This window comes from Nonomuraea sp. NPDC052129 (assembly GCF_040680095.1).
GTDB lineage: Bacteria > Actinomycetota > Actinomycetes > Streptosporangiales > Streptosporangiaceae > Nonomuraea.
In genome coordinates this window covers 298,190-321,059 of sequence record NZ_JBFAVX010000001.1, presented here as the reverse complement: position 1 = coordinate 321,059, position 22,870 = coordinate 298,190, and the positions used below count along the sequence as shown (strand labels likewise).

The following is a 22,870-nucleotide window of genomic DNA, read 5'->3' as shown; positions in this document are numbered from 1 at the left end:
CGGAGACGAGTAACCGAAGGCCCGCGCGGGCTGAGAGAGCCGCCGGCAGCTGTGAAGGCGGCCTCGCGCCACTTCGGCGAAGACACTCCCGAGTGCGGGGAGGAAATGCCTCGCCGGTCTGACCCCCGTCATCGGGTCGTGGAGGCCGCCCTTTCGTGGGCGGCGAAAGTGCGGTGGCACCGGGAGTTCCCTTCTCCCCCGCACTCCCAAGGGATCATGCAACTCGTGAGGAGCTGTGATGATCTCTCGTGTCCTGTCGGCGGAGCTCGCTGAGCACGCCGGACAACGAGTGACGATCGCCGGTTGGGTACATCGCCGCCGGCGGCTGAAATCCGTGTCCTTCCTGGTAGTCAGGGACCGCAGCGGGCTCGCCCAGGTGGTGGCGGCCGGCGTGGCCCCGGGTGAGCAGCCCGGCGCGGTTCCGGGGGAGGAGACGGTCGTCCGGGTGACGGGCGTCGTGACCGTGAACCCGCAGGCGCCGGGCGGCGCCGAGCTCACCGAGGCGGAGATCGAGGTACTGGCCGAGCCCACCGAGGCGCCGCCGTTCGACCTCTACCGGCCGGTCGTGCCCGCCGCGCTGCCCACGATCCTCGACCACGCGCCGGTCGCGCTGCGCCATCCGCGGCTCAGGGCGCCGCTGGAGATCTCGGCGGCGAGTGTGGCCGGGTTCCGCCGGACGCTGGACCGGCTGGGGTTCACCGAGATCCACACGCCCAAGATCGTCGCCTCGGCCACCGAATCGGGCGCGAACGTCTTCGGCATCGACTACTTCGGCCGCCCCGCCTACCTGGCGCAGTCACCGCAGTTCTACAAGCAGGCGATGGTCGGCGTGTTCGAGCGGGTCTACGAGGTGGGGCCGGTCTTCCGGGCCGAGCCGCACGACACGGTCCGCCACCTGGCCCAGTACACCAGCCTGGACGCCGAGCTGGGCTTCGTGCGCGACCACCGCGACGTGATGGCGGTGCTGCGCGAGGCGGTGGCGGGCATGGTGGAGGCGGTACGGGGGCAGCCCGCGGTCGACCTGCTCGACGTGACGCTGCCGGAGGTGCCCGCCGAGATCCCGGCGATCCACTTCACCGAGGCGCAGCGGCTCACGAACGAGTTCGAGCCGGACCTGTCACCGAACCAGGAGCGGTGGCTGTCGGAGTGGGCGGTGCGGGAGCACGGGTCGGAGTTCCTGTTCGTCACGGGGTATCCGATGGCCAAGCGGCCGTTCTACACCCATCCGGACCCGCTGCGTGAGGGGTACTCGAACGGGTTCGACCTGCTCTTCCGGGGGTTGGAGCTGGTGACGGGCGGGCAGCGGCTGCACAGGCACCAGGACTACCTCGACGCGCTCGCCGCGCGTGGTGAGGATGTCGGGCCGTATGAGGGGTATGTGCAGGCGTTCGCGCATGGCATGCCGCCGCACGGGGGGTTCGCGCTGGGGCTCGAGCGTTGGACCGCGCGCCTGGTCGGCGCCGCGAACATCCGCCAAGCCGCGTTGTTCCCCCGCGACCTGAATCGCCTCTCTCCGTAGACCGCACTCAGCTCTCTCCGTAGAAAAGCACCATATTTTACGGCAAGCCCGGTGAGCCCCACCCGCCATACGTGGCCGGGCCCCCTCCAGGGGCACGCTCCTCCGGTGGGCGGGGCCGGGCGCCGTGACGTGCGCATGGTCGGCCATGGCTTCCGTATGGTTCGACGGCCTCCTCATGGTCAGCCCCGAAGGGCAGGTGGGTCTTCGGGGCTGATTTGGGAAAGGAGGGATTCATCGGGCTCGGGGCAGGAAGGCGGCGACCACCGCGCCCAAAAGGCAGATCAGCGCCGTGACGAAGAACATCTCCGTGTACTCCAGATGTAGCGCCGCATCCACCTTCGCGAGGTACTCACTCAGCTGCTTCGCGTACACGGCCGGTTCCACCCCCACCGGCAGCGGCGTGTCCAGGCCCGCGGTCAGTGACTGGAATCGGTGGAACCCCCAAGCCGACACCCCCGCGATGCCGATCAGCATGCCCATCATCCTGGCCACCACCACCGCCGCCGAGGCCACCCCGTGCTGCGTGGCAGGCGTCACCCGGAGGACCGCCGCCGACACGGGGGCGATGACCAGCCCCAGGCCCAGCCCGGCCACGACCAGGGAGAGGTCCACCATCAGGCCGGCGTTCGCCAGGTCGAGCGGCCAGCGGCTCATCACGCCGTATCCGCCCGAGGCCACGATCAGGCCCGCCACCGCCACCACGCGGTCGCCGAGCCGACGGGCCAGCAGGCCGCCCAGCAGCGCGCCCACCGGGAGCGCGATCAGGAACCTGGCCAGCACGAGCGCCGCGTCCAACGTCTCCAGATCGAGCAGCGTCTGTGCCGTGAACTGGACGAACACCATGGTGATCAGCAGCGCGGCCCCGGCCAGGAAGCTCACGCCCAGCGTGGCCAGCAGCGGTCCCTTGCGGGTGCCCGTCAGGTCGAGCAGCCGGACCTTCGACCGGATCTCCCACCAGACGAACGCCGCCCCGGCCACGACCCCGGCCGCGATCACCGGCAGGCCCCAGGGCGGCAGCACGGTCCTGGCGGGATCCGGGTTGTACAGGCCCACCACCAGAAAGGCGAGGCTCAATGCCAGTAACGCGCCGCCGACCCCGTCCACACGCCCGGCCGACGCCTGCCCCGAAGGCCCGGAAGACGCCTGACCCGGAAGCTCGGAGGACGCCTGTGGCGGGGGGACGGTCAGGTGGACCGCCACGGCGGCCAGTGCCGCCAGCGGCAGGTTGATCCAGAAGATGGCGTGCCAGCCGCCCAGCTCGATCCCGAACACCGTGGTGCTCGGGAGCAGGGCCAGCACCCCGCCGTACAGCGGACCGAGCGCGCTGCCCAGCTCCTGCGCGGCGCCGACCGCGCCGAGTGCCACCGGGCGTTCGTGCTCGTGCCACAGGTCGCCGATGAGCGCCATCGTGATCGGCAGCAGCGCGCCTCCCGCGATCCCCTGGATCGTCCGGCCGGCCACCACCATCACCTCTCCGGACGCCAGCGCGGTCAAGACCGAGCCGAGCGCGAACGCCGCCAGGCAGGCGTGGATGAGGGGCCGTCGGCCGTACCGGTCGGAGAGCTGGCCGAGCAGCGGCATCGCGGCGATGTAGCCGAGCAGGAACCCGGTTACCACCGGTGTTGCCCGCTCCAGGCGGTTGGTGGGGATGCCCACGTCGGTGGCGATGTCGAGCAGGACGGTCACGACCACGTACGCGTCGAGGGCGGCCAGCAGCACCACCGCGCCGCCGACGCCGAGCGCGACCCGGCGGGCGCGCCTCATCCGGCGGCGGGTGGCGTGATGGTCACCGGCGCGTCGAAGTCGCTGAGCGACACGGTCACCGTGCCGTCCTGCAGCGGCAGTTCGAGCTTGGTGAGCCGGCTGGTGGCCTTGTCCACCCAGAGCTTGCCGTTGACGCCCTGCGTGACGCCGGGGATGAGCGTGCCGAGGACCTGACCGGAGAACGCGGCGGCCACCCGGTAGGCGCCGCTCTCCTCGGCCTCCACACGCGGGTCGGTGGCCGTGCCGAGCAGCTGCGCGAGTCCCTTGGAGGGGTCGAGGATCTTCGACGGGTCGTAGAGCTGCGCCAGGTCCTTCCTGGTCATCTTCTGGAAGCCGCCGGTCGGGCCCTTGAAGTGGACGGTGTCGCCGACCAGGGCGAAGGTGATCTCCTGCAGGCTGCCCAGCACCTCGATCGTGATCGTGCCGTCGGCGTCACCGGCGGCCGTCAGCCTGCCGTCGGCCTTCTTCACCGGCACCTTGGGCTTGCCGTCCGTGGCGATGGAGAAGGTGGCCGACTTGACCACCTTCATGGCCTCGGTGGACTTCTTCAGCAGGTCGGGCCCGGCGGGCAGCTCGCTTCCGCCGCCGCCCGATGAGCAGGCGGACACCAGCGCGAAGACGACGACGAACAGCAGCTTTCGAAGCATGAGCGGATCGTAGCGAGCGCCCGGAACGATCGTGCGCCGTCGGGCATATCGGTTAGGTGTCGGCGTGGCCGTTCAGCGTAGCTTCTTCAGATGCTCGACGATCGGCTCGTAGGCGGCCACCAGCGCGTCCAGCTGGTCGTCGGTGAGCCGGTCGACGAAGTGCTCCCGGACACTGGTCACGTGATCAGGCGCGACCCGCTCGATCGTGGCCCAGCCCTCGCTCGTCAGCACCGCGAACGTGCCGCGCCGGTCGTCGTGGCAGTCCTCCCTGACGACGAGTCCCTTGGCCTCCATACGGGAGATCTGGTGCGACAGTCGGCTGCGCGACTGGATGGTCGCGTCGGCCAGGTCGCTCATCCGCATTCGGTGGTCGGGGCTCTCCGAGAGATTGACCAGGATCTCGTAGTCGTTCACCGACAGGGCGTGCTCCTGCAGCTCGCGGTCGAGCCGGTGCATGAGCAACTTGTGCAGCGCCAGGTGGGTACGCCAGGCACGCTGCTCGGCGGGGGAGAGCCAGCGAGGCGCGCTCATCGAGACTCCTCGAGCGTGGATACCCCCGTCTTCAGGCGAGGGAGGAGGTCAAGATCTCCAATCTAGCGCACATAGGCACCGGCCTCGCAGTCCGTGTGACCTCGCAGTCCGTGGAACGCCGCAGTCCGTGCAACGCCGCAGGCTCTATGGCGGACCGGCGGCCGCGGCCCACCATGCCGCCGGACGTGGCCCGCCACGTCGCCGGGAGTAACGCCCGTCATAGAGTGATCCGTCGTGGCGGACAACTCGGGTGAGAGTTTGGGCACCGTCCTGGTCGCGGGCGGTGCGAACCTGGCCATCGCGGTGGCCAAGCTGATCGCGGGCCTGATCGGCGGTTCGGCGGCGATGCTGTCGGAGGCGGCCCACTCGGCCGCGGACACGGTGACGGAGCTCCTGCTCCTGGTCTCCGTACGCCGGGGCCAGCGGCCCGCCGACTCGCGCCATCCCTTCGGGCACGGCAAGGCGGCCTTCTTCTGGGCGATGATGGCGGCGGTCGCGACCCTGGTCGGTGGCGCGGGATTCTCCATCACCCACGGCGTGCACGAGATCAGCCACGGCGAGCGGCTCGGCAACCTCATCCCGTCGTACATCGTGCTGGCCCTCTCCTTCGCGATCGAGGGCGTGTCCTTCCTCAACGCGCTCGCGCAGCTGCGCCGGGAGGCCCGCAGGCATGACGTCAGCCCGTTCCGGCTGGTCTCGATCACCTCGGACACCGCGTTGAAGGCCGTCGTGTACGAGGACGCGGCCGCGCTGATCGGGCTGGTGATCGCGGCGCTGGGTCTGCTCGGCTACCAGGTGACCGGCTCGCCCGTGTGGGACGGCGCGGCGTCGATCGCGATCGGCGTGCTCCTGCTGGTGGCCGCGCTCACGCTGATCCGGTCGAACGTGTCGCTGCTGATCGGCCAGTCCGCTCCGGGGCCGATCGAGGAGGAGATCCGCGCGTTGGTGGCCGCGAAGATCGACTTCCGGGACGAGGCGACGGCCGCAGGGGTGGAGATCGCCTGCGACGAGCTGGACCGCCGGCTGCGGGAGCGCTATCCCGGCATCTCCCAGGTGTTCCTGGATCCGACTCCCACTCGGCGCCGTTAGTCCAGGGCCATGACCACGGCGAGGCCGACGACGTGCATGAGCACGACGGCGACGATCAGCGAGACGAACACGAACTTGGCCGGCCCGTGCTCGAAGGTCTTGCCCTCTTCGAGCGGCTTGCGCTTGGCCATCCGATCGGCGATTCGCTCCTCGACTGACTTGCTGTAGAACATGCCTCCATTTTATGCGATCAGGGGCAGTTGCTCGGCTGGTGAGTCTGTGATGACGGCCACTACAATGTCGCCCTCGGCGGTCCATTCGAGCAGGTGGCGGCCGGTCACGTCGGCGTCGGTGGCCCGCAGCCCGTCGATGGTCAGCTCGCCGCGCTTGATCAGGGCCTCCTTGCGGGTCCAGCGCCTGATCAGCTCTTCGTTGGTGCTGACCGCCGCCAGCTCCCGCTCGGTGAGCGCCCGGCCCGCGAGCAGCCGGTCGAACGGGCCCGGCGGCACGCGTTCGGCGTCGATGCCCACCCGGCCCGCACCGGCCGCCGCGCAGACGTAGCCGCGCGTGTGGCTGAGGCTGACGCCCAGGGAGGGGGCCTGCTCGATGTACGGGCGGCCGTGGCCGGGGCCGTGCAGCTCGCAGTGCTGTAACAGGGTCAGCCCGGCCGGGTCGGTGTCGAGCACCGCCGCGGCGCAGAGGCGTACGAGCAGGTGGGCCGCAATGAACGAGCGGCGGTCGGGCTCGAACGCGAACCGGGCCGCGCGCGCCCGCTCGACGTCGGTCAGCCAGTCTTCTGGGGCGAGCACCTCGTCGGGGCGCCCACCCATCGCCACGGGGCCGATCGGTCAGTCCTTTTTCTTGGTGCCGCTGTCCAGGTTGTACTGGTCCTCTTTGGCCGCGCCGAGCACGGTCACGTCGTGGACCTTCCAGACGCCCTTCTCCTTGACCAGGCTGATCTTCAGATGGGAGTCCTTGACCGAGCGTATCGCCTCCGAGGTGTTCACCTGCTGGTCGACCACGACGATGGCGTGCGCGGTGGCCTCGTCGACGTCCGAGAGGTAGACCTCGCGGACGTTCGCCTGCGAGACGGCCTTGAGCTTGACGATGACCTGGGCCATCGCGCCGCCGAACGCCTCGTCGTAGGTGGCCAGGAAGTCGCCGGTGGCCTGGGCCGTCAGCGTGGCGCGGGTGGCCTGGAGGTTCTGGTAGTCGTAGCTGAGCAGCGCCTTGCCGAACGAACTGGCCGCGCCCGAGACCTCCAGTCGCAGGGCCCGCTCGCTCTCCAGCCGGGCCAGCGAGTCGCGGGCCTGGCTCGCGGAGATCCACTGCAGCGCCGCCGTGGCGGCCAGCGCGGCCACCAGCAGGGCCACCACCGCCACCAGGATCCGGCCACGCCCCAGCCCCGACTGCCCAGCGGCGACCACCCCGCCGTCCGAGGCGCTACCGTCCGAGGAGACGCTCTCCGAGGCGCCACCGTCCGAGGGGCCGCTGTCAGAGGAGACGCTCTCCGATAGGCCGGTGTCCGGGGTGGTCGGTTCTTCTGCCGCTGTGGCCTCCTCCGCGGCGCTCTGCTGGTCCTCCGCGAGGTCCTGCTTGGTGGTCATGAATTCTCCTCACGGCGGCGGGCGGCCCGGCCCACCGCGATCCACCCCAAGATGCCACCACTCGCCGCCACCGCGAGGAAGATCGCGGCAATCAGCGGAGCGGCGTCCACCGGGGTACGGGACGCGGGCCCGGAAGCCGCGGCGGGTGACTTCGCGCCCGCCGCCTCCGGGGTCCGCTCGGGCTGTGCGGTGGCCTTGGCCTGGGCTTCCGGCCGCCTGGTCTGCTCTGCTTCGGTGTCTTTCCCGGGATGGTCGGCGGCGTCTTCCGTACGGACCGGCTCGTCCGTTGCGCGGTCGGGGCAGGCGCGCAGGCGGGGCACGGTGGGCGGGCCGACCGGGCCCGCGTACTCCTCCGCCGGCTGCGGCCCGCCCGGGACGCTGAAGATGAACGACGCCTTGCCGTACATCGTGTTGCCCTCCCTTACGCTGATGTCGTCGGCCAGGCTCAGCGCGGTCGGCACGATGCTCAGCAGGTGGTGCACGTTCCGCTCGGTCTCGGCGGAGAACACCGGTTTGTGCGGCAGGCCCGCCGCGGTCAGCAGGCACGACAGGCCCGGTCTGGCCCGCTTGATGGCCTGGTCTAGCTGCCCGAACACGCCGGGTCCCTGGTCCAGGAAGGCGTCGAGGTCGGTACGCGAGTCGCGTAGCGTGGCCGTCACCGTGCTCAGGTCCGTGATGCCGGAAGCCAGCTTGTCCTTCCGGCCCGCCAGCGTGTGGGTGAGCTGGGTGAGCTGCACGGACAGGTCGTCGAGCACCTGGGAGTTGTCGGCCAGCGTGCCGGTCAGGTCGTGCGCGTCCTCGATGATGTCCCTGATCGACGACGACCGGCCGTCCAGCGCCACCGCGAGCTCGTGCGTGATCGTCTTGGCGTCCTTGGGCGGCACGGCGGACAGCAGCTTGCCGACGCCCTCGAACAGCTTGCGGTAGTCCAGCGGCACCGTGGTCTTGGACAGCGGGATCACATCGCCGGCCGCGAGCGTCGGGCCGTTCACGCCGGTCGCGGGCGGCGACAGCTCCACATACGGCTCGCCGACGGCGGACTTGCGCCGTACCTCGGCCGTGGCGGCCTTCGGCAGCCGGACTTCCTTGTCGATGTCCAGACCCACGACGATCTTGCCGGGCGCCAGCCGTACGTCCCCGACCTTTCCCACCCGCACACCCAGGTAGGCGACGTCGAAGCCGCGGACCAGGCCGGGGGAGGAGACGAACTCCGCCGACACCCGGTAGGGCTGGGTGATCGCGTCGAGCTTGATGATCGTGCTGAACGCCCAGATCGTCATCACGATGCCCAGGACGACGAAGAAGCCAAGGTTCAGGTAGATGCGGCGGTTCCTCATCGCGACCGCCCCCAGAGCAGATGGTTTCTCATCGCGGCGGCTCCCAGAGCAGGCGGAAGTCCGCCACCCGGTTGGGCAGCAGACCCGTCTTGCCGTTCGGCAGCAAGCCCGTCTTGCCGTTCGGCAGGAGTCCCTTGTGCTGCGGCGTCAGCAGGCCCTTCAGCCACACATAGATCAGCACCTGGCCGTTGACCGTGATCGGCGGCGTGTCGATGAACGCCTGCAGCTTGGCCACCAGCGCCTTCAGGTCCTCCTTGCCGCGCAGCATCGAGGAGGTGATCGCGTCGAGCTCGCGCAGCAGCGTGCGCAGCCGGGCGGCGTGCCGCGGGTAGACCGTGAGGTTGGCCTCCTTGGCCAGGTTGGTCAGCGCGATGATGGCCGTCTTCACGTGCTTGCGGCCGTGCGCGACGCGGGCCGTGGCCGCCGCCAGCGTGCCGGGCAGCCGGTCCAGCTCCTTGCTGCCCTTGGCGAGCTGATCGCCCAGCTTGGCCAGGGCGTCCACGGTGGTGGCGATGTCCTGGCGGGCGGCGGCGTAGGTGTCGGTCACCTCGGCCGTCTGCTTGATCAGCTTGTTGACGTCGGCGCCCTTGCCGGCGAACGCGGTCGAGGCGGCGTCGAGGATGGCGTTGACGTCCTGCGTGCCGAGCGCCTCGATGAGCGGCCCGGCCTTCGCGGTGACCTGCTCGATGTCCGGCTCGACCGAGGTGTCGGTGATCGTGGCGCCGCTCTTGAGGTAGGGGCCCTTCGACAGGTCCTTGCCCGGGGGCGGCGTGAGCTGGACGTAGTTCTCGCCCAGGACCGAGGTCTTGGCCACCGTCGCGGTGCTTCCCTCGGGCACCGGGTGCTCCGGCGTGATCGACATGGTCACCCTGGCCTGGTAGCCCTGCAGCCGGATGCCGGTCACCGTGCCCACCCGTACGTCGGAGATCTGCACGCTGTGCCCGGCGACCAGGCTCTGGACGTCGTCGAAGGTGGCGTTGATGGTCAGGTCGCCGCCGGTGGCGCCGAGTGTCTGGAGCGAGCAGGACGCGGTGATGCCCAGCGCGAGCAGCCCTGACAGGACACGTGCCTTCATCGCTTCTTCTTCCCCTGCTCGAAGGGGCAGTTGCTGAGGCCGGCGGGCAGGCAGGGGACCTTGCCGAGGTTCAGGGCGTCGAACAGCGGGGTCAGCCAGGCTCTGGTCATCGCGTTGAGCACCACGCGGATCTTCAGTACGTGCTGCTTCTTGTCCCAGGAGTCGATCAGGATGTCGGAGAAGTCGGCCGCGCCCTTGATCGCCTGGGCCATCGACGCGCTGTTCGCCCGGACGGTCAGCACCAGCTCGGCCAGCGTGCCGGCGGCCTGGGGGAGCCGTTCTGAATAGGCTTCGATGATCACGTCGCCGCGGCGCACGAAGTCGGCCATGCCGGCGATGAACGTCCGCAGCCGTCGCCGCTCCTCGGCCAGGATGGCGCTGGCCTCGGCGAAGGAGTCGATCGCGCCGGTCACCTGGCTCTGCCGCTTGTTGAGGCTGGTGGCCAGCTTGTTCAGGCCCTTGGCCAGGTCGATGAGCTGCTGGTCCTGCTTGGCCAGGGTGTCGGTGAGCCGAGCGGTGTCGGCGAGCGCGTTGTTGACCGTCTTGCCGCGGCCCCTGACGCCGTCGGCGAGGTCGCCCGCGACGTCGCCCAGCTTGTCGGAGTCCAGCGCGTCGGTCAGCTTGGTGAACGCGTCGAGCGCGTCGTCGATCTCCACCGGCAGGTCGGTGCGCTCCAGCGGGATCGTGGCGCCGGAGGCGATCCGCTGGTCGCCGGGCTTCCAGGGCGGGTAGAGCACCACGTTGCGCTCGCCCAGGGTGTTCTGGGGCGCGACCACGGCCTTGACGTTCGCGGGCAGCGGCACTTCCCGGTCGACCGACAGCTCGACGCGCACCTTGTCGCCGTCGATCCGGATGCTCGTCACGTATCCGGCGTCGAGCCCCATCACCTTCACCCGCGCCTGCTCGTACAGGGAGGGCGCCTTGCTGAAGATCGCGGTCAGCCGGTACGGCTCGGCGCCGAGCAGCGTGCACCCGCCACTGGCCGCCAGCAGCGTGCCGGCCAGCAGGACCGCCAGTAAACGGGTCATCGGTCGTTCTTCCTGTCCTTGGCGATGGCGCCGAGCACCTCCGGGTCGATGGGGCCCAGGCCCGTGGCTATGGCCTCGAGCCACGGGCCTTGGCCGCCCATCGTGGACAGCCCGGAGAACGTCGGGCCGGCCCACGCCAGGAGCGCGTTGAACTCCTTGTTGCCGCTGTTGAGCTTGGTGGTGATCGCTCCGGTGTCGTCGAGGACCTGGACCAGCGTCTTCTCGTGCTCGTTGATCAGCCGGGTGGTGCTCTGGACGAGGTCGCTGCCGTCGCCGAGCAGCGCGCGCAGCTCGTTGCGGCGTGAGCGCAGCTCGTTGAGCATGACCTCGATGGCGTCGATGAGCCGGCCGAGCTGCTTGTCCTTGCGCTCCAGGACGTTCATGATCTTGGTGCCGTTGTCGAGGAGCTTCTGCAGCTGCGGTTCGCTCTGGCTGATGGTGTCCGACAGGTCGCCGATGTTCTTCAGCAGCTTGGTGATCCTGCCGCGCTTGCTGATGTCGATCTTGCCCAGTTGGGTGAGCAGGTCGTCCACGGCCTTGGTGTCGAGCTTCTGGACCAGGTGGGTGGCGTCCTTGATGGCGTCGTTGATCAGCGTGGGGACGCCCGTCCGCGTCACCGGGATCCGGCGCTGCGCCTCGGGGAGCTGGTCGACGTACGGGGCGGTGACCGGGCCCGACAGCTTGACGTAGCGGCCGCCGAGCAGGTTGGACAGCGTGATGTCGGCCCGGGTGGCGCGGCCGAGCCGTACGTCGGTGTCGACCTTCCAGGTGACGACGACGTTGCCCTGGCCGTAGTCGGGCCGTACCTCGGTCACCTTGCCGACGCGCACGCCCGCGACCCGCACGTCGTTGCCGGTGCGCAGGCCGCCGGAGTCCACGAACGTGCCGGACATGTAGTAGCCCCCTTCGAGCAGCCCGAGGCTGCCGACGAGGAAGGTGGCCACCAGGATCGTGCCGATCACCGCCAGCGAGATCAGGCCGACGACGATCTTGTTGCGGTCGCGGAAGGACTTGAGCGCCATCACTCACCGACCATGAGCTTCTGCAGGTCCTTCGAGCTCTGGATCCGCGTGCTGCCGCGCAGTGGGGGCGGCGTCTTCATCGGGTACGGGCAGGGCGCGGCGCTCAGCGCCAGGCACGGGACCGCGGTGATGAAGTAGTGACCGCGATCGACGCTGGAGTAGGCGCGGGCCAGCAGCGGCTGGAAGGTGCCGATCGTCTTGTCGATCTCGTTCACGTGCCGCCTGATGCCGCCGGTCAGTCCGGAGAGGTTGTCGACCAGCGCGCCCAGTTCGTCGGCGTTCTTGCCGAGCACCTGGTCGGAGGTGTGGACGGTGGTCGAGAGCTGCACGATCGCGTCGTCGATCAGCTTGCGGTTGCCGGCGAACGCCTCGGAGAGGGTGACCAGGTTGTCGACGAGCTGCTCGATCTGCTTGTCGCGCTGGGCGACCACACCGGTGACGGTGGCGTAGTCCTTGAGCAATCGCTGGATCGTCTGCTTGCGCTCGTTGATCGTGCCGGTGATGGCGTTGACGTTGTCGAGCAGCCGGGGGATGTTCTTGTCGTTGCCCTTCAGGGACTTGGCGGCGGCGGTGAACAGCTGGTTGATCTGATCGGGGTCCAGGCTGCGGGTCAGCGGGCCGAGGTCGCTCACCAGTTGGCCGATGTCGACCACGGACGAGGTGCGGACGACCCGCGAACCGGGGGCCAGCCGGCCCGGCGCGGTGCCGGGGAGCAGATAGACGACCCGCTGGCCGACCGCGTTGCGCCACCTGATCGCGGCCTCGGTGTCCGACGGCACCCTGACGGCGTCCTGGACCTCCATGATGATCTCGGCGCGGCCGTTCACCACCTTGATCGTGTCCACCTGTCCCACGGGCGCCCCGGCGATCTTCACCTGGTCGCCCTCCCGCAGCCCCGACACATCATCAAATGTCGCGACTAGTTGGTATCCGCCGCCGGTGCTGACCCGGGCGATCTGCACCGTGATCACCACGATCAGCGCCACCGTCAAGCCGACGAACAGCACCACGCGCAGCAGCGTCCACCGGCGGGCCACGCGTTCCCTGGACAGCGCCACGTCAGTCCCTCCCGTCGGTGGGTCCGCAGGAGCCGACGACGAGCTCGCAGATGTCGGTCGAGACGAACGCCTCCACCTGCAGCTGGCGGGCGCCGCCGGGGCCCGGCGCCTCGATCAGCTTGTTCAGCAGGTCCACCAGCCGGTTCAGGCCGCGTACGCCGTCACCGGCCAGGCCGAGCTGGGCGTAGATGAGCGAGGCCACCCGCTCGCCCGAGTGGACGGCGGCCCGCAGGTCCTGCCGGTGCTTGCGCAGGCCGTGCGCGCTCAGGTCGGAGACCGAGGTGACCTCCTGGAGCAGGACCCGCACCTTGTCGGCCCGTTCCAGCAGGTCGGGGGTGATGACGTTGACATCGGAGGAGATCGACACCAGCTCGTCGCCCTTGTCCGACAGCGCGGTGGACAGCCCGGCCGTGTCATGCAGGAACTGCCGGGCCCGCGCGCGCTGCCGGTGCGCGACATCGATGACCGTGCCCGCGTCGTCGATGAGCTCGCGCAGCCGCTTTCCCTCGCCGTCGAGCCCCTGGGCCAGGGTGTGCACGATGACGGTGACCTCGCGCGGGTCCACGGCGTTCAGGCCCCGGTAGGCGGCGCCGAGCGTGTCGGACAGGTCGAGGGCCTGCTCGGTCTGGGTGATGACCGCGCCGCCGGCCAGGTAGGGGCCGGTGGTCTCGCCCGCGCCGAGCTTGAGGTCGACGAACTTGGGCCCGAACACCGACGACGGCTCGATGGCCGCGACGGTGGTGCTGGGCAGCCGGACGCCGGGCTCGATGGCCATGCTCACCACGGCCTTGCCCTTGGCGTCGAGGGACACCTTCGTCACGTCGCCGACCGTGATGCCGCGGATCTTGACGGGGGACTGGGTGTCCAGGCCCTGACCGGACCGGGCGAAGACCGCGTCGATCCTGGTGCCGTTTATCTCCGACGCGGTCCGTACGATGAAGATCGTCGTCGCCGCGAGCACCACGATGAGCGCGAGCGCGATGCCCGCGCGGACGGGCAGGGAGAACTCGTCGCGACCCATTCATTCACCCCGTCAGCTTCACGCTGCCGCCGTTACCCCAGAACAGGTACGACAGCAGCAGGTTGAGCAGGACGATCGTGACGATCGACTGACGGATCGCGCGGCCCGCCGCCACGCCCACGCCGACCGGGCCGCCGGTGGCGTAGAAGCCGTAGTAGCAGTGGATGACGACGACCGTGAAGGCGAACACGGCCACCTTGGTCACGCTGAACACGATGTCGCTGACCGGCAGATACAGGTAGAAGTAGTAGTCGTAGACGCCCGGCGCCAGCCCGAACAGGACCGTGCTCATCAGCCGGGTGGCGAAGAAACTGGCGAACAGCGCGATCAGATAGATCGGCACCAGAGCCAGCAGCGCCGCCACCACCCGGGTGCAGATCAGGTAGGTGAAGGCGTTGATGCCCATCACCTCCAGCGCGTCGATCTCCTCGGAGATCCGCATCGCGCCCAGCTCGGCGGTGAAGGACGAGCCGACCTGCGCGGCCAGCGCGGTCGCGGCGATGATCGGGGTGATCTCGCGTACGTTGGCGAAGCTGCCGACCAGGCCCATGAACGACTCGGCGCCGATCGCCTGCAGCCCCTGGTAGCCCTGCAGGCCCACGGTCGCGCCCACGACGAAGGCCATGGTGAACACCACGAAGATCATGCCGCCGCCGATGACGGTCGCGCCGACGCCCACGACCACGTCGCTGACCTGGCGGATGACGACCTTGAAGTACTTCAGCCGGAGGATCACGTCGCGGACGGAGTAGAACAGCACCTTCCACACGAACAGCGGCCAGTTGGCCAGGGTCGCGAACCGCTCGGCCCATTCGCGCCCGCTGACGGCGAACCTGAGGCCGGCCGTACGCGAGACCATCACAGCGCCTTCGGTGGGTAGGCGAGGAAGTAGACGGCGGAGATCACGTAGTTGAACGCGAATACCAGCATGAACGTGACCACCGTCGACTGGTTGACCGCCCGGCCCACCCCGACGGGGCTGGTGGCGCAGGTCATGCCCTTGTAGCAGGCGACGGCCGCGGCGATGAAGCCGAAGATCCACGCCTTGAACAGCGTCACGTACAGGTCGGAGCCCACCACGAGCGACAGCGCGCCGTCGAAGTAGGCGCCGGAGGTCACGCCCTGGACGACCACGTTGAAGAAGTAGCCGCCGCCGGCCCCGGCCAGGATGACCAGCGGGCACAGGCAGACCGCGACCGTGCTGGCCGCCCACATGCGCGGCGTCACCAGGCGGTGGATCGGGTTGACCGACATCACCTCCATGGCGCTCAGCTCGTCGCGGATATGCCGGGCGCCGATGTCGGAGGTCATCGCGCTGCCGCCGGCCCCGGCGATCAGCAGAGCGCTGGCCAGCGGCGCGACCTCCCGGATGAGCCCGACGAACACGGCGCTGCCGGTGGCGGATGCCGCGCCGAGCTGCCATGCCAGGTCACCCACCTGCAACGCCACAGTGGCGCCGAGAGGTAAGGAGACGAGCAGCACCGGCACGCTGGTCACACGGGCCAGGAACCAGCACTGGTCGACGAACTCCCACCACCAGCTCCGGACGTCCCAGCTGCGGCGCAATCCCTCCAGGACGATGACGAAGAGGTCACCCACCTGGCCGAGCACGGACACAGCCTTGCGGCCAACGTATCCGGACAACTGACCACCTCGTGGAACCAGCCGACTACGGAAGCAGTAACCCTACTGACGGTCCGTCTAGTAAGTCGATGCTTTCGCTGGAATTTGAGGAAAAGGTATGAGACCCAGGTCACAGGTTGTCAGCCCGCTACGAAACGTGATCGCTTCGTAGCCGTTTCAGTTGTTCAGCCCAGCAGCCCGGCCATCCACGATTCGACCTCGGCGGGGTGACGCGGCAGGGCGGCCGACATCAGGCGGGCGCCGTCGGCGGTGATCACCAGGTCGTCCTCGATCCGGATGCCCAGCCCCCGGAACTCCGCCGGCAGGGTGAGGTCGTCGGGCTGCAGGTACAGGCCCGGCTCGACGGTGAGCACCTGGCCCTCCTCCAGGACGCCGTCCAGGTAGACCTCCGAGCGCGCGCGGGCGCAGTCGTGCACGTCCAGGCCGAGCATGTGGCCACTGCTGCAGAGCGTGTAGCGGCGGTACAGGCCCGACTCCATCAGCGCGTCCGGCGAGTCGCGCAGCAGGCCCCAGTCGTGCAGGCCCTCGCTGATGACGCGCATCGCCGCCAGGTGGAAGTCGCGGAAGCGGGCACCGGGCTTGAGCGCGGCGATCCCGGCCGTCTGCGCCTCGTACACCAGCTCGTACGCCTGCCGCTGCACGGGACTGAAACGGCCGGACAGCGGCAGCGTGCGGGTGATGTCGGCTGTGTAGAGGGTGTCGGACTCGACACCCGCGTCCAGCAGCAGGAGGTCGTTCGGGTCTAGGCGGCCGTCGTTGCGGATCCAGTGCAGCACGCACGCGTGCGCGCCCGAGGCCACGATGCTGTCGTAGCCGGCCGCGTTGCCCTCCAGGCGCGAACGGAGCCCGAACACGCCCTCCAGGTAGCGCTCGCCCCGAGGGTGTCCGAGCGCGGCGGGCAGGGCGCGTACGACGTCTTCGAAGCCGCGCGCCGTGGCGTCGACGGCCGACTGCAGCTCGCCGATCTCCCACGCGTCCTTGATCAGCCGCATCTCCGACAGGAAGCTCTCGAACTCCGCGTCGCCCGGCAGCAGCGCGTCGACCGCCGCGTCCACGCCGCCCAGCACCCTGGCGGGCCCGGACAGCGACAGCTCGCGGATGTGGGCGCAGCCGATCTGGTAGAGCTCGGCCGCCTCCTCCAGGTCGGGCCGCCGCCCCACCCAGAACTCCCCATAACGCCGGTCGCGGTAGAACTCCTCGCCGTCCTCGCGCGGCGAGCGCGGCCTGAGGTACAGCGTGGCCTCGCCCGACGGCTCGATGACCAGCACGTCGCCCGGCTCGCCCGCGCCCGTCAGATAGGAGAAGGCGCTGTGCGGCCGGAAGCGGTAGTCGCTGTCGTTGCTGCGCACCTTCAGCGTCCCCGACGGCACGACGAGCCGCTCACCGGGGAAGCGGGCGGCGAGCGCGGCGCGGCGCCTGGCCGCCCAGGGCGCGATCGGCAGCGCCGCCACGTCGGTGCGCCGGGTGTCGGCCCAGCCCGTGCGCATGAACGCGGTCAGCGCCGCGGTGACGGGCAGATCATGGCTGCCGGTATTGAGCGGCTCTGTCATCACGCATCCTGTTTCACAAGCTCCATGTACGGCATGCAGCCTACGGGAACGCTTGACGGTCCCCCTACCTGCTTGCTTGCCTTGAAAGCTACGCGGGCGGAGCGCTTAGCCGGAGCCGCCCGGGGTAACTGAGAGCCGAGGTGGTTCAGATGCTCATCGGGACAATCCTGCGCGGCAAGGGAAGCGCGGTGATGACCGTGGCCCCGGAAGCCACGGTCCGCGAACTCCTGACCAAGCTCGCCGAGCACAACATCGGCGCCGTCGTGGTCTCCGCCGACGGCGAGACGATCACGGGCATCGTGTCCGAGCGCGACGTGGTCCGCCGCCTGCACGACCGCGGCGCGGCCGTGCTCGACCAGCCCGTCTCCGCGATCATGACTTCGGAAGTACGCACGGTCGGCCCGCACGACAACGTCGACGAACTGCGAAGGACCATGACCACCCACCGGTTCCGGCACATGCCCGTCGTCGAGGACGGGCGGCTGGTCGGCATCGTGAGCATCGGTGACGTGGTCAAGAGCGCGATCGAGGAACTGGAGACGGAGAAGGCGTCGCTGGTCGACTACCTCCACCGTTGACACGGATGGGACGCTTGTCCCCGTGATGTACGGGCCTCCTCCCGAATACCCTCCGTCTCCGGAATATCCCCGGGCGACGAGCAGTCCGACCATCATCGTGCTCGTCTCTGGGCTGACCTGCTTACTCGGGTTCCTGCTCGGGTACTTCACCGGGCTCGACTCGGGGGAGGCGACGGCCGCGCCCGCGGAGACGCCTCCGGTGACGATGACGATCGGCGACTCGACCCCGCCCTCGGACCAGGGGACGGACCCGTCGGCTCCGGCGGACGCCGCCACGTCGGATCCGTCAGCTCCGGCGGGCACGGTCACGTCGGCTCCGGTGGCTCCGCCCGGCACCGCCACGTCCGGCCCGGCCGCATCCGCGCCCGCGGGGACGTCCGCGCCGACGGGGACGGCCGCGCCGACGGGGACGGCCGCTCCCGTGGGCTCGGCCGGGCCGCCGGGCGCGGTCGGCGGCATGCGGACGCTCATCGTGGGCGTGGACATCCAGCCCGGCACCTACCGTACGACGGGTCCCGCGACCGCCACGGACACGTGCTACTGGGCCCGCATGAAGAGCACGTCCGCCCAGATGAGCGACGTGATCGCGGCGGACATGCCGAAGGGCCCCGCCACCGTGACGATCCTGGCCACCGACAAGGCGCTCCAGACGGGCGGGTGCGCCCCATGGACCAAGTCCTGACGTGCTTGGAGCCGGGTGGGCCGATATAGGAGGATGCAGCCAGCCCATCAAGGAGGATGACATGTCGATCTTGCGGAGCCTGGTGGAGAGCCTGCGCGATGGCGCCATCGAGGTGATCGATCTCACCTCGCCCCTGTCGCCGGAGACACCGATCCTCCAACTGCCCGAGCCGTTCGGCAACACGATTCCGTTCCGGCTGGAGGAGATCAGCCGCTACGACGACCGTGGCCCCGCCTGGTACTGGAACGACATCCACACGGGTGAGCACACCGGCACCCACTTCGACGCGCCGATCCACTGGGTGACCGGCCGCGAGGGTCAGGACGTCTCCCAGGTGCCCCCGTCCAGCCTGCTGGCGCCTGCCGTCGTGCTCGACCTGGCGTCGGAGGCGGAGAAGGACCCCGACTTCCTGCTCCAGATCGACCACGTCAAGGAGTGGGAGCGGGCCAACGGCCCGCTGCCCGACGGCGGCTGGCTCCTCTACCGCACCGGCTGGGACGCCAGGTCCGCCGACCAGGCCACCTTCCTGAACGCCGACGAGACCGGCCCGCACACCCCCGGCATCTCCGTCGAATGCGCGAACTGGCTGGCCGCCGAGACGCCCATCCTCGGGCTCGGCGTCGAGACCGTCGGCACCGACGCCGGCACCGCCCACTCCTTCGACCCGCCTTTCCCGTGCCACTCGTTCCTGCTGGGGGCGGGCAAGTACGGCCTCACCCAGCTGCGCAACCTCGACCGCCTGCCGGTGACCGGCGCCGTCGTCCTGGCCCCGCCACTGCCGATCGTCGGCGGGTCGGGCAGCCCTGTGCGGGTACTGGCTCTGGTGGAGCGGAGGAGCTCGGAGGGAGAGAGCGAGGGACGAGCCAACGAGCTCCGAAGCGGCCGCGACCATAAGCTCGAGAGATGATCGTCGCCGAGGCCGTCGGGCGGGTGCTGGCCGAGGCCGGGGTCGACACCGCGTTCGGCGTGGTGGGCAGCGGCAACTTCCACGTCACCAACGCCCTCGTGGCGCACGGCGTGCGCTTCGTCGCTGCCCGCCACGAGGGCGGCGCCACCACGATGGCCGACGCGTACGCCAGGATGAGCGGCAAGGTCGGGATCGTCTCCGTCCACCAGGGGCCCGGCCTGACCAACGCCGTGACGGGGATCGCCGAGGCGGCCAAGAGCCGTACCCCTCTGATCGTGCTCACCGGCGAGGCGACGGACGTGCGGTCCAACTTCCACATCGACCAGGACGCGCTCGCGGCGTCGGTCGGCGCGGTGTCGCTCCGCGTCACCGAGGCCGGCCGGGCCGTCGAGGACACGCTGTCGGCCTACCGTACGGCGGCCCGCGACCGGCGCACGGTGGTGCTCAACCTGCCGCTCGACGTGCAGCAGGAGCTCGTCGAGTGGCGCGGCCTCATCGGCGAGCCGCACGGGACGCCGTCGGCCGTGGGGTCGCTCAGGACGCCCTCGGCTGCGGGGATGCTCTCGGCTGTGGAGTCGCCGGGAACGCTGTCGGCCGCGGAGTCGCTCAGGACGCCGTCGGCCGCGGAGCTCGGCGCGCTGGTCCGGCTGCTGGCGGAGGCGCGGCGGCCGGTGTTCGTCGCCGGGCGCGGCGCCAGGCACGCCAGGGCCGAGCTGGAGGAGCTGGCCGACGCCACGGGCGCGCTGCTCGCCACCTCCGCCGTCGCCAAGGGCCTGTTCCGGGGCAACCCCTGGGACCTGGACGTGAGCGGCGGTTTCGCCACTCCGCTCGCCGCCGAGCTGATCCGCGACGCCGACCTCATCGTGGCCTGGGGGTGCGCCCTCAACATGTGGACCACCCGCCACGGACGGCTGATCGGCGAGCACACCAAGCTCGTCCAGGTGGACCTCGACGAGAGCGCCCTGGGCGTCCACCGGCCGATCACCCTCGGCCTGGTCGGCGACACGGCCGCCACGGCGCGCACGGTCTTTCACACCCTCGCTTCGACCGGGGACGCTCTCGGTCCGGCGAGGGACGCCGGGCGCGGGTATCGGTCGGTGGAGGTCGCCGCGCGGATCCGGGCCGAGGGCCGGTGGCAGGCCGTGCCCTACGACGACGAGGGCGGCGACGGGCTGATCGACCCCAGGACGCTCACGATCGGGCTCGACGACCTGCTGCCGGGGGAGCGGATCGTGGCGGTCGACTCCGGCAACTTCATGGGGTACCCGGCCATGTTCCTCGGCGTGCCCGACGAGCGGGGGTTCTGCTTCACCCAGGCGTTCCAGTCGATCGGGCTCGGGCTGGCGACCGCGATCGGCGCCGCGCTCGCCCGGCCCGACCGGCTGCCGGTGGCCGCCCTGGGCGACGGCGGGGCGCTCATGGGCATCGCCGAACTCGACACCGTCGTACGGCTCGGACTGCCGATGGTGGTCGTGGTCTACGACGACGAGGCGTACGGCGCCGAGGTGCACCACTTCGGCCCGCACGGGCACCCGCTCGGCACGGTCAGGTTCCCGCCCGCCGACTTCGCCGCCATCGCCACCGGCTACGGTTTCGCGGCCGTCACGGTCACCGGGCCCGGCGACCTGGCCGGGGTGGCCGAGTGGCTGAAAGGTCCCAGAGACCGGCCGCTGCTGGTCCACGCGAAGGTCGCCGGGAAGCGCGGCTCGTGGTGGCTGGAGGAGGCGTTCAAGGGCCACTGAGCCGACTCAGGAGCCCCTGGAGCCGGGTTCAGGAGCCACTGGGCGGGCTCAGGAGTCGCTGAGCTTGCGGATGGTGCGGGCCTCCTCGGCGGCCGCGAGAACGGCCGCCAGGGGCGCGCCCGCACCCGCCGTGACGGCCGCCGCGATGGCCCCCTCCACGAACGGCACGTCGGCCACCACCACCCGGCCGGGCTCCGCCAGCAGCCGGGCCGTCAGCACCGAGCTGCCCAGGTCGGGCACGAGCACCACGCCGTCGCCCTGGTCGACCGCCGTGAGCGCCCGCTCGATCAGGTCGAGGCTCGTGCCCACCCCGCCGTCCTCGGTGCCGCCCGCCGCCGCCACCAGCGCGCCCGTACCGGCGATGCCGCGGACGAGCGCGGCCGCCTCCGCCGCCAGCCCGGCGCTGTGGGCCACCAGCACGATGCCCACCATCACGAGCTCACGGTGACCAGGCAGGCGACGATGAGCGCCGACGACGCCGCCCCCGGATCCTCGTGCCCGACGCTGCGCTCGCCCAGGTAACTGGCCCTGCCCTTACGGGCTTGCAGCGGGATCGTGGCCCGCGCGCCCTCCTCGGCCGCGCGCGCCGCCAGCTCGAACGCCTCCCGAACCCCCACCTCATCCCGTACGGCCAGCGCCAGGGCCAGCGACGCCGGGGCCAGCGCGTCCACCATGGTCTTGTCACCCGGAGCCGCCTTGCCCAGCCGTTCGACCGCGACCACCCCGGCCTCGAACGCCGCCGCGAACCCGGCCTGCGTCACCGGCGCCTCCATCGCCTTGCCCATGGCCCGGAACGCCGACCCGTACAGCGGCCCGGAAGCACCCCCGACGCGGCGGATCAGCGTCGTGCCCGCGGACACCAGCACCTGGCCCGGCTCGGTCGGCGGGGAGGCGGCCAGCGCCTTGAGTACCTCGGTGAAGCCGCGGTCGAGGTTCGCGCCGTGGTCGGCGTCGCCGATCGCGGCGTCCAGGGCCGTCAGCCGCTCGCGATGCACCCGGACCTGCTCGGCCACCTCCTCCAACCAGGCGACGAAGAAGGCCGTGGTCAATGTGCCGGGGTCCATGAAGCCGCCGCCCGTCTCGGGGTCCGTGGGGGCGCCCATCAGCGTCCCCAGCGCAGCCCCGGCGTCTCGACCGGCGCGTCCCACAGACGCGTCAACGTGTCGTCGAGCCGGCAGATCGTCACGGAGAAGCCCTGCATGTCCAGACTTGTCACGTAGTTGCCCACCAGTGACCGCGCCACCCGTGCCCCTTTGCCGCGGATGATGGCCGCCACCTCGGCGAACGCCACGTACAGCTCCATCAGGGGTGTGCCGCCCATACCGTTCAGCAGGACGAGCAGGTCACCCTCCAGCGGCAGGTCGCGGTGTATGGCGTCCATGGCGATCTCGGTCAGCTCGCGGGCCGAGGCCATCGGCGCCCGGATCCTGCCGGGCTCGCCGTGGATGCCGATGCCCAGCTCCACCTGCGTGTCGGGCAGATCGAACGTCGGCTTGCCCGCCGCGGGCGTCGTACACGAGGTGAGCGCGATGCCGAAGGAGCGGCTGCGCGCGTTCACCTCGCCCGCCATGCTCGCCACCTGCGCCAGCGGGGCGCCCTCCTCGGCCAGCGCTCCGGCGATCTTCTCCACGAACAGTGTCGCGCCGGTGCCCCGGCGGCCCGCCGTGTAGAGGGAGTCCTGGACGGCCACGTCGTCGTCGACGAGCACGCCGGCGACCTGGACGTCCTCGCACAGCTCGGCGGCCATCTCGAAGTTGAGCACGTCGCCGGTGTAATTCTTGACGATGTGCAGCACGCCCGCGCCGCCGTCGACGGCCGTGGTCGCCTCGACGATCTGGTCGGGCACGGGTGAGGTGAAGACCTCTCCAGGGCAGGCGGCGTCGAGCATGCCGTAGCCGACGAAGCCGGCGTGCAGCGGCTCGTGCCCCGAGCCACCGCCGGAAACCAAGCCGACCTTGCCCGCCCGCGGCCCCGACGCGCGGTAGACCACCCGGTCGCGGATCCGCAGCGACGGGTGGGCGGCCGCCATCCCGGCCAAGGCGTCGTCAACCGCGGATTCGGCCGAGTTGATGAGCTTCTTCATGATGAGAAACATCTGCCCGTTTCCCCGGCAGGACAAGCGTCTTGGT

24 protein-coding genes are annotated in these 22,870 nt (G+C 70.4%); 6 read left to right on the top strand and 18 right to left on the bottom strand.

Annotation, left to right across the window (positions count from 1 at the left end; genetic code table 11):
* The first annotated feature begins 238 nt into the window (after window positions 1-238).
* Window positions 239-1,519, top strand: a complete 1,281-nt coding sequence (gene aspS, locus AB0L53_RS01495; protein WP_363988756.1) for an aspartate--tRNA(Asn) ligase — start codon at window positions 239-241, stop codon at window positions 1,517-1,519.
* A gap of 231 nt (window positions 1,520-1,750) precedes the next feature.
* Here the strand turns inward: aspS and AB0L53_RS01490 are convergent, their stop codons facing one another.
* The 3 genes from AB0L53_RS01490 to AB0L53_RS01480 form a co-directional block, all read right to left on the bottom strand.
* Window positions 1,751-3,283, bottom strand: a complete 1,533-nt coding sequence (locus AB0L53_RS01490) for an MFS transporter (RefSeq protein WP_363988754.1) — start codon at window positions 3,281-3,283, stop codon at window positions 1,751-1,753.
* Complete coding sequence (locus AB0L53_RS01485) at window positions 3,280-3,930, bottom strand: LppX_LprAFG lipoprotein (RefSeq protein ID WP_363988751.1); 651 nt, start codon at window positions 3,928-3,930, stop codon at window positions 3,280-3,282. The genes AB0L53_RS01490 and AB0L53_RS01485 overlap by 4 nt, the downstream gene beginning before the upstream one ends.
* Before the next feature lie 72 nt (window positions 3,931-4,002).
* Window positions 4,003-4,461 (bottom strand): MarR family transcriptional regulator, encoded by a 459-nt coding sequence (locus AB0L53_RS01480; RefSeq protein WP_357639270.1) that lies wholly within the window; start codon window positions 4,459-4,461, stop codon window positions 4,003-4,005.
* 234 nt (window positions 4,462-4,695) lie between these two features.
* Here AB0L53_RS01480 and AB0L53_RS01475 point away from each other — a divergent pair, with 234 nt between their 5' ends.
* A complete protein-coding gene (locus tag AB0L53_RS01475; RefSeq protein ID WP_363988747.1) occupies window positions 4,696-5,550 on the top strand; it encodes a cation diffusion facilitator family transporter in 855 nt (284 codons plus the stop codon).
* Here AB0L53_RS01475 and AB0L53_RS01470 read toward each other — a convergent pair.
* From AB0L53_RS01470 to AB0L53_RS01415, 12 genes are all read right to left on the bottom strand, one after another.
* Window positions 5,547-5,723 (bottom strand): hypothetical protein, encoded by a 177-nt coding sequence (locus tag AB0L53_RS01470; RefSeq protein WP_225291654.1) that lies wholly within the window; start codon window positions 5,721-5,723, stop codon window positions 5,547-5,549. The two genes, AB0L53_RS01475 and AB0L53_RS01470, sit on opposite strands and share 4 nt — an antisense overlap.
* Before the next feature lie 9 nt (window positions 5,724-5,732).
* Window positions 5,733-6,320, bottom strand: a complete 588-nt coding sequence (locus AB0L53_RS01465; RefSeq protein ID WP_363990320.1) for a 4'-phosphopantetheinyl transferase superfamily protein — start codon at window positions 6,318-6,320, stop codon at window positions 5,733-5,735.
* Window positions 6,321-6,338: 18 nt separating this feature from the next.
* A complete protein-coding gene (locus AB0L53_RS01460) occupies window positions 6,339-7,097 on the bottom strand; it encodes a hypothetical protein (RefSeq protein WP_363988743.1) in 759 nt (252 codons plus the stop codon).
* Entirely contained in the window at window positions 7,094-8,434 is a 1,341-nt protein-coding gene (locus AB0L53_RS01455; RefSeq protein ID WP_363988741.1) for an MCE family protein, read from the bottom strand. The genes AB0L53_RS01460 and AB0L53_RS01455 overlap by 4 nt, the downstream gene beginning before the upstream one ends.
* A 28-nt stretch (window positions 8,435-8,462) precedes the next feature.
* The gene (locus AB0L53_RS01450; protein ID WP_363988738.1) at window positions 8,463-9,509 is read right to left on the bottom strand and encodes an MlaD family protein; all 1,047 of its coding nucleotides are present in this window, start codon (window positions 9,507-9,509) and stop codon (window positions 8,463-8,465) included.
* Window positions 9,506-10,537 (bottom strand): MCE family protein, encoded by a 1,032-nt coding sequence (locus AB0L53_RS01445; protein WP_363988735.1) that lies wholly within the window; start codon window positions 10,535-10,537, stop codon window positions 9,506-9,508. Before AB0L53_RS01445 ends, AB0L53_RS01450 begins: the two co-directional genes overlap by 4 nt.
* Window positions 10,534-11,559, bottom strand: coding sequence for an MlaD family protein (locus AB0L53_RS01440; protein WP_363990317.1), 1,026 nt, complete (start codon window positions 11,557-11,559; stop codon window positions 10,534-10,536). Before AB0L53_RS01440 ends, AB0L53_RS01445 begins: the two co-directional genes overlap by 4 nt.
* Entirely contained in the window at window positions 11,559-12,617 is a 1,059-nt protein-coding gene (locus tag AB0L53_RS01435; protein WP_363988733.1) for an MlaD family protein, read from the bottom strand. Before AB0L53_RS01435 ends, AB0L53_RS01440 begins: the two co-directional genes overlap by 1 nt.
* A 1-nt stretch (window position 12,618) precedes the next feature.
* Window positions 12,619-13,638, bottom strand: a complete 1,020-nt coding sequence (locus AB0L53_RS01430; protein ID WP_363988730.1) for an MlaD family protein — start codon at window positions 13,636-13,638, stop codon at window positions 12,619-12,621.
* A gap of 4 nt (window positions 13,639-13,642) precedes the next feature.
* Entirely contained in the window at window positions 13,643-14,497 is an 855-nt protein-coding gene (locus AB0L53_RS01425; protein ID WP_358555587.1) for an ABC transporter permease, read from the bottom strand.
* Entirely contained in the window at window positions 14,497-15,282 is a 786-nt protein-coding gene (locus tag AB0L53_RS01420; protein ID WP_363988727.1) for an ABC transporter permease, read from the bottom strand. The genes AB0L53_RS01425 and AB0L53_RS01420 overlap by 1 nt, the downstream gene beginning before the upstream one ends.
* A gap of 164 nt (window positions 15,283-15,446) precedes the next feature.
* Entirely contained in the window at window positions 15,447-16,832 is a 1,386-nt protein-coding gene (locus tag AB0L53_RS01415; RefSeq protein ID WP_363988725.1) for an aminopeptidase P family protein, read from the bottom strand.
* Window positions 16,833-16,981: 149 nt separating this feature from the next.
* On the opposite strand from AB0L53_RS01415, the gene AB0L53_RS01410 reads away from it, so the two are divergent.
* The 4 genes from AB0L53_RS01410 to AB0L53_RS01395 all read left to right on the top strand — a co-directional run bounded on the left by AB0L53_RS01410 (window position 16,982) and on the right by AB0L53_RS01395 (window position 20,741).
* A complete protein-coding gene (locus AB0L53_RS01410; protein ID WP_363988722.1) occupies window positions 16,982-17,410 on the top strand; it encodes a CBS domain-containing protein in 429 nt (142 codons plus the stop codon).
* Window positions 17,411-17,507: 97 nt separating this feature from the next.
* Entirely contained in the window at window positions 17,508-18,092 is a 585-nt protein-coding gene (locus AB0L53_RS01405; protein WP_363988720.1) for a hypothetical protein, read from the top strand.
* 61 nt (window positions 18,093-18,153) lie between these two features.
* The gene (locus tag AB0L53_RS01400; RefSeq protein WP_363988718.1) at window positions 18,154-18,999 is read left to right on the top strand and encodes a cyclase family protein; all 846 of its coding nucleotides are present in this window, start codon (window positions 18,154-18,156) and stop codon (window positions 18,997-18,999) included.
* Window positions 18,996-20,741, top strand: coding sequence for a thiamine pyrophosphate-binding protein (locus AB0L53_RS01395; protein ID WP_363988715.1), 1,746 nt, complete (start codon window positions 18,996-18,998; stop codon window positions 20,739-20,741). Before AB0L53_RS01400 ends, AB0L53_RS01395 begins: the two co-directional genes overlap by 4 nt.
* A 48-nt stretch (window positions 20,742-20,789) precedes the next feature.
* Here AB0L53_RS01395 and AB0L53_RS01390 read toward each other — a convergent pair whose 3' ends face one another.
* From AB0L53_RS01390 to dhaK, 3 genes are read right to left on the bottom strand one after another with little or no spacing between them, the layout of a single operon-like run.
* A complete protein-coding gene (locus AB0L53_RS01390) occupies window positions 20,790-21,173 on the bottom strand; it encodes a phosphoenolpyruvate--protein phosphotransferase (RefSeq protein ID WP_357946364.1) in 384 nt (127 codons plus the stop codon).
* Window positions 21,173-21,844 carry a dihydroxyacetone kinase subunit DhaL gene (gene dhaL, locus AB0L53_RS01385; RefSeq protein WP_363988712.1) on the bottom strand — a complete coding sequence of 224 codons (672 nt, stop codon included), beginning with the start codon at window positions 21,842-21,844 and terminating at the stop codon, window positions 21,173-21,175. The genes AB0L53_RS01390 and dhaL overlap by 1 nt, the downstream gene beginning before the upstream one ends.
* Window positions 21,844-22,824: a dihydroxyacetone kinase subunit DhaK gene (gene dhaK / locus AB0L53_RS01380; protein ID WP_363988709.1), complete on the bottom strand. Its 981-nt coding sequence runs from the start codon at window positions 22,822-22,824 to the stop codon at window positions 21,844-21,846. The genes dhaL and dhaK overlap by 1 nt, the downstream gene beginning before the upstream one ends.
* Window positions 22,825-22,870 lie beyond the last annotated feature (46 nt).

What these genes read in the sequence shown, in the direction of transcription:
- aspS (WP_363988756.1), top strand. Translation starts at nt 239, where the DNA reads ATGATCTCTCGTGTCCTGTCGGCGGAGCTCGCTGAGCACGCCGGACAA.
- AB0L53_RS01490 (WP_363988754.1), bottom strand. Translation starts at nt 3,283, where the DNA reads ATGAGGCGCGCCCGCCGGGTCGCGCTCGGCGTCGGCGGCGCGGTGGTG.
- AB0L53_RS01485 (WP_363988751.1), bottom strand. Translation starts at nt 3,930, where the DNA reads ATGCTTCGAAAGCTGCTGTTCGTCGTCGTCTTCGCGCTGGTGTCCGCC.
- AB0L53_RS01480 (WP_357639270.1), bottom strand. Translation starts at nt 4,461, where the DNA reads ATGAGCGCGCCTCGCTGGCTCTCCCCCGCCGAGCAGCGTGCCTGGCGT.
- AB0L53_RS01470 (WP_225291654.1), bottom strand. Translation starts at nt 5,723, where the DNA reads ATGTTCTACAGCAAGTCAGTCGAGGAGCGAATCGCCGATCGGATGGCC.
- AB0L53_RS01465 (WP_363990320.1), bottom strand. Translation starts at nt 6,320, where the DNA reads ATGGGTGGGCGCCCCGACGAGGTGCTCGCCCCAGAAGACTGGCTGACC.
- AB0L53_RS01460 (WP_363988743.1), bottom strand. Translation starts at nt 7,097, where the DNA reads ATGACCACCAAGCAGGACCTCGCGGAGGACCAGCAGAGCGCCGCGGAG.
- AB0L53_RS01455 (WP_363988741.1), bottom strand. Translation starts at nt 8,434, where the DNA reads ATGAGGAACCGCCGCATCTACCTGAACCTTGGCTTCTTCGTCGTCCTG.
- AB0L53_RS01450 (WP_363988738.1), bottom strand. Translation starts at nt 9,509, where the DNA reads ATGAAGGCACGTGTCCTGTCAGGGCTGCTCGCGCTGGGCATCACCGCG.
- AB0L53_RS01445 (WP_363988735.1), bottom strand. Translation starts at nt 10,537, where the DNA reads ATGACCCGTTTACTGGCGGTCCTGCTGGCCGGCACGCTGCTGGCGGCC.
- AB0L53_RS01440 (WP_363990317.1), bottom strand. Translation starts at nt 11,559, where the DNA reads ATGGCGCTCAAGTCCTTCCGCGACCGCAACAAGATCGTCGTCGGCCTG.
- AB0L53_RS01430 (WP_363988730.1), bottom strand. Translation starts at nt 13,638, where the DNA reads ATGGGTCGCGACGAGTTCTCCCTGCCCGTCCGCGCGGGCATCGCGCTC.
- AB0L53_RS01425 (WP_358555587.1), bottom strand. Translation starts at nt 14,497, where the DNA reads ATGGTCTCGCGTACGGCCGGCCTCAGGTTCGCCGTCAGCGGGCGCGAA.
- AB0L53_RS01415 (WP_363988725.1), bottom strand. Translation starts at nt 16,832, where the DNA reads ATGACAGAGCCGCTCAATACCGGCAGCCATGATCTGCCCGTCACCGCG.
- AB0L53_RS01410 (WP_363988722.1), top strand. Translation starts at nt 16,982, where the DNA reads ATGCTCATCGGGACAATCCTGCGCGGCAAGGGAAGCGCGGTGATGACC.
- AB0L53_RS01400 (WP_363988718.1), top strand. Translation starts at nt 18,154, where the DNA reads ATGTCGATCTTGCGGAGCCTGGTGGAGAGCCTGCGCGATGGCGCCATC.
- AB0L53_RS01395 (WP_363988715.1), top strand. Translation starts at nt 18,996, where the DNA reads ATGATCGTCGCCGAGGCCGTCGGGCGGGTGCTGGCCGAGGCCGGGGTC.
- AB0L53_RS01390 (WP_357946364.1), bottom strand. Translation starts at nt 21,173, where the DNA reads ATGGTGGGCATCGTGCTGGTGGCCCACAGCGCCGGGCTGGCGGCGGAG.
- dhaL (WP_363988712.1), bottom strand. Translation starts at nt 21,844, where the DNA reads ATGGGCGCCCCCACGGACCCCGAGACGGGCGGCGGCTTCATGGACCCC.
- dhaK (WP_363988709.1), bottom strand. Translation starts at nt 22,824, where the DNA reads ATGAAGAAGCTCATCAACTCGGCCGAATCCGCGGTTGACGACGCCTTG.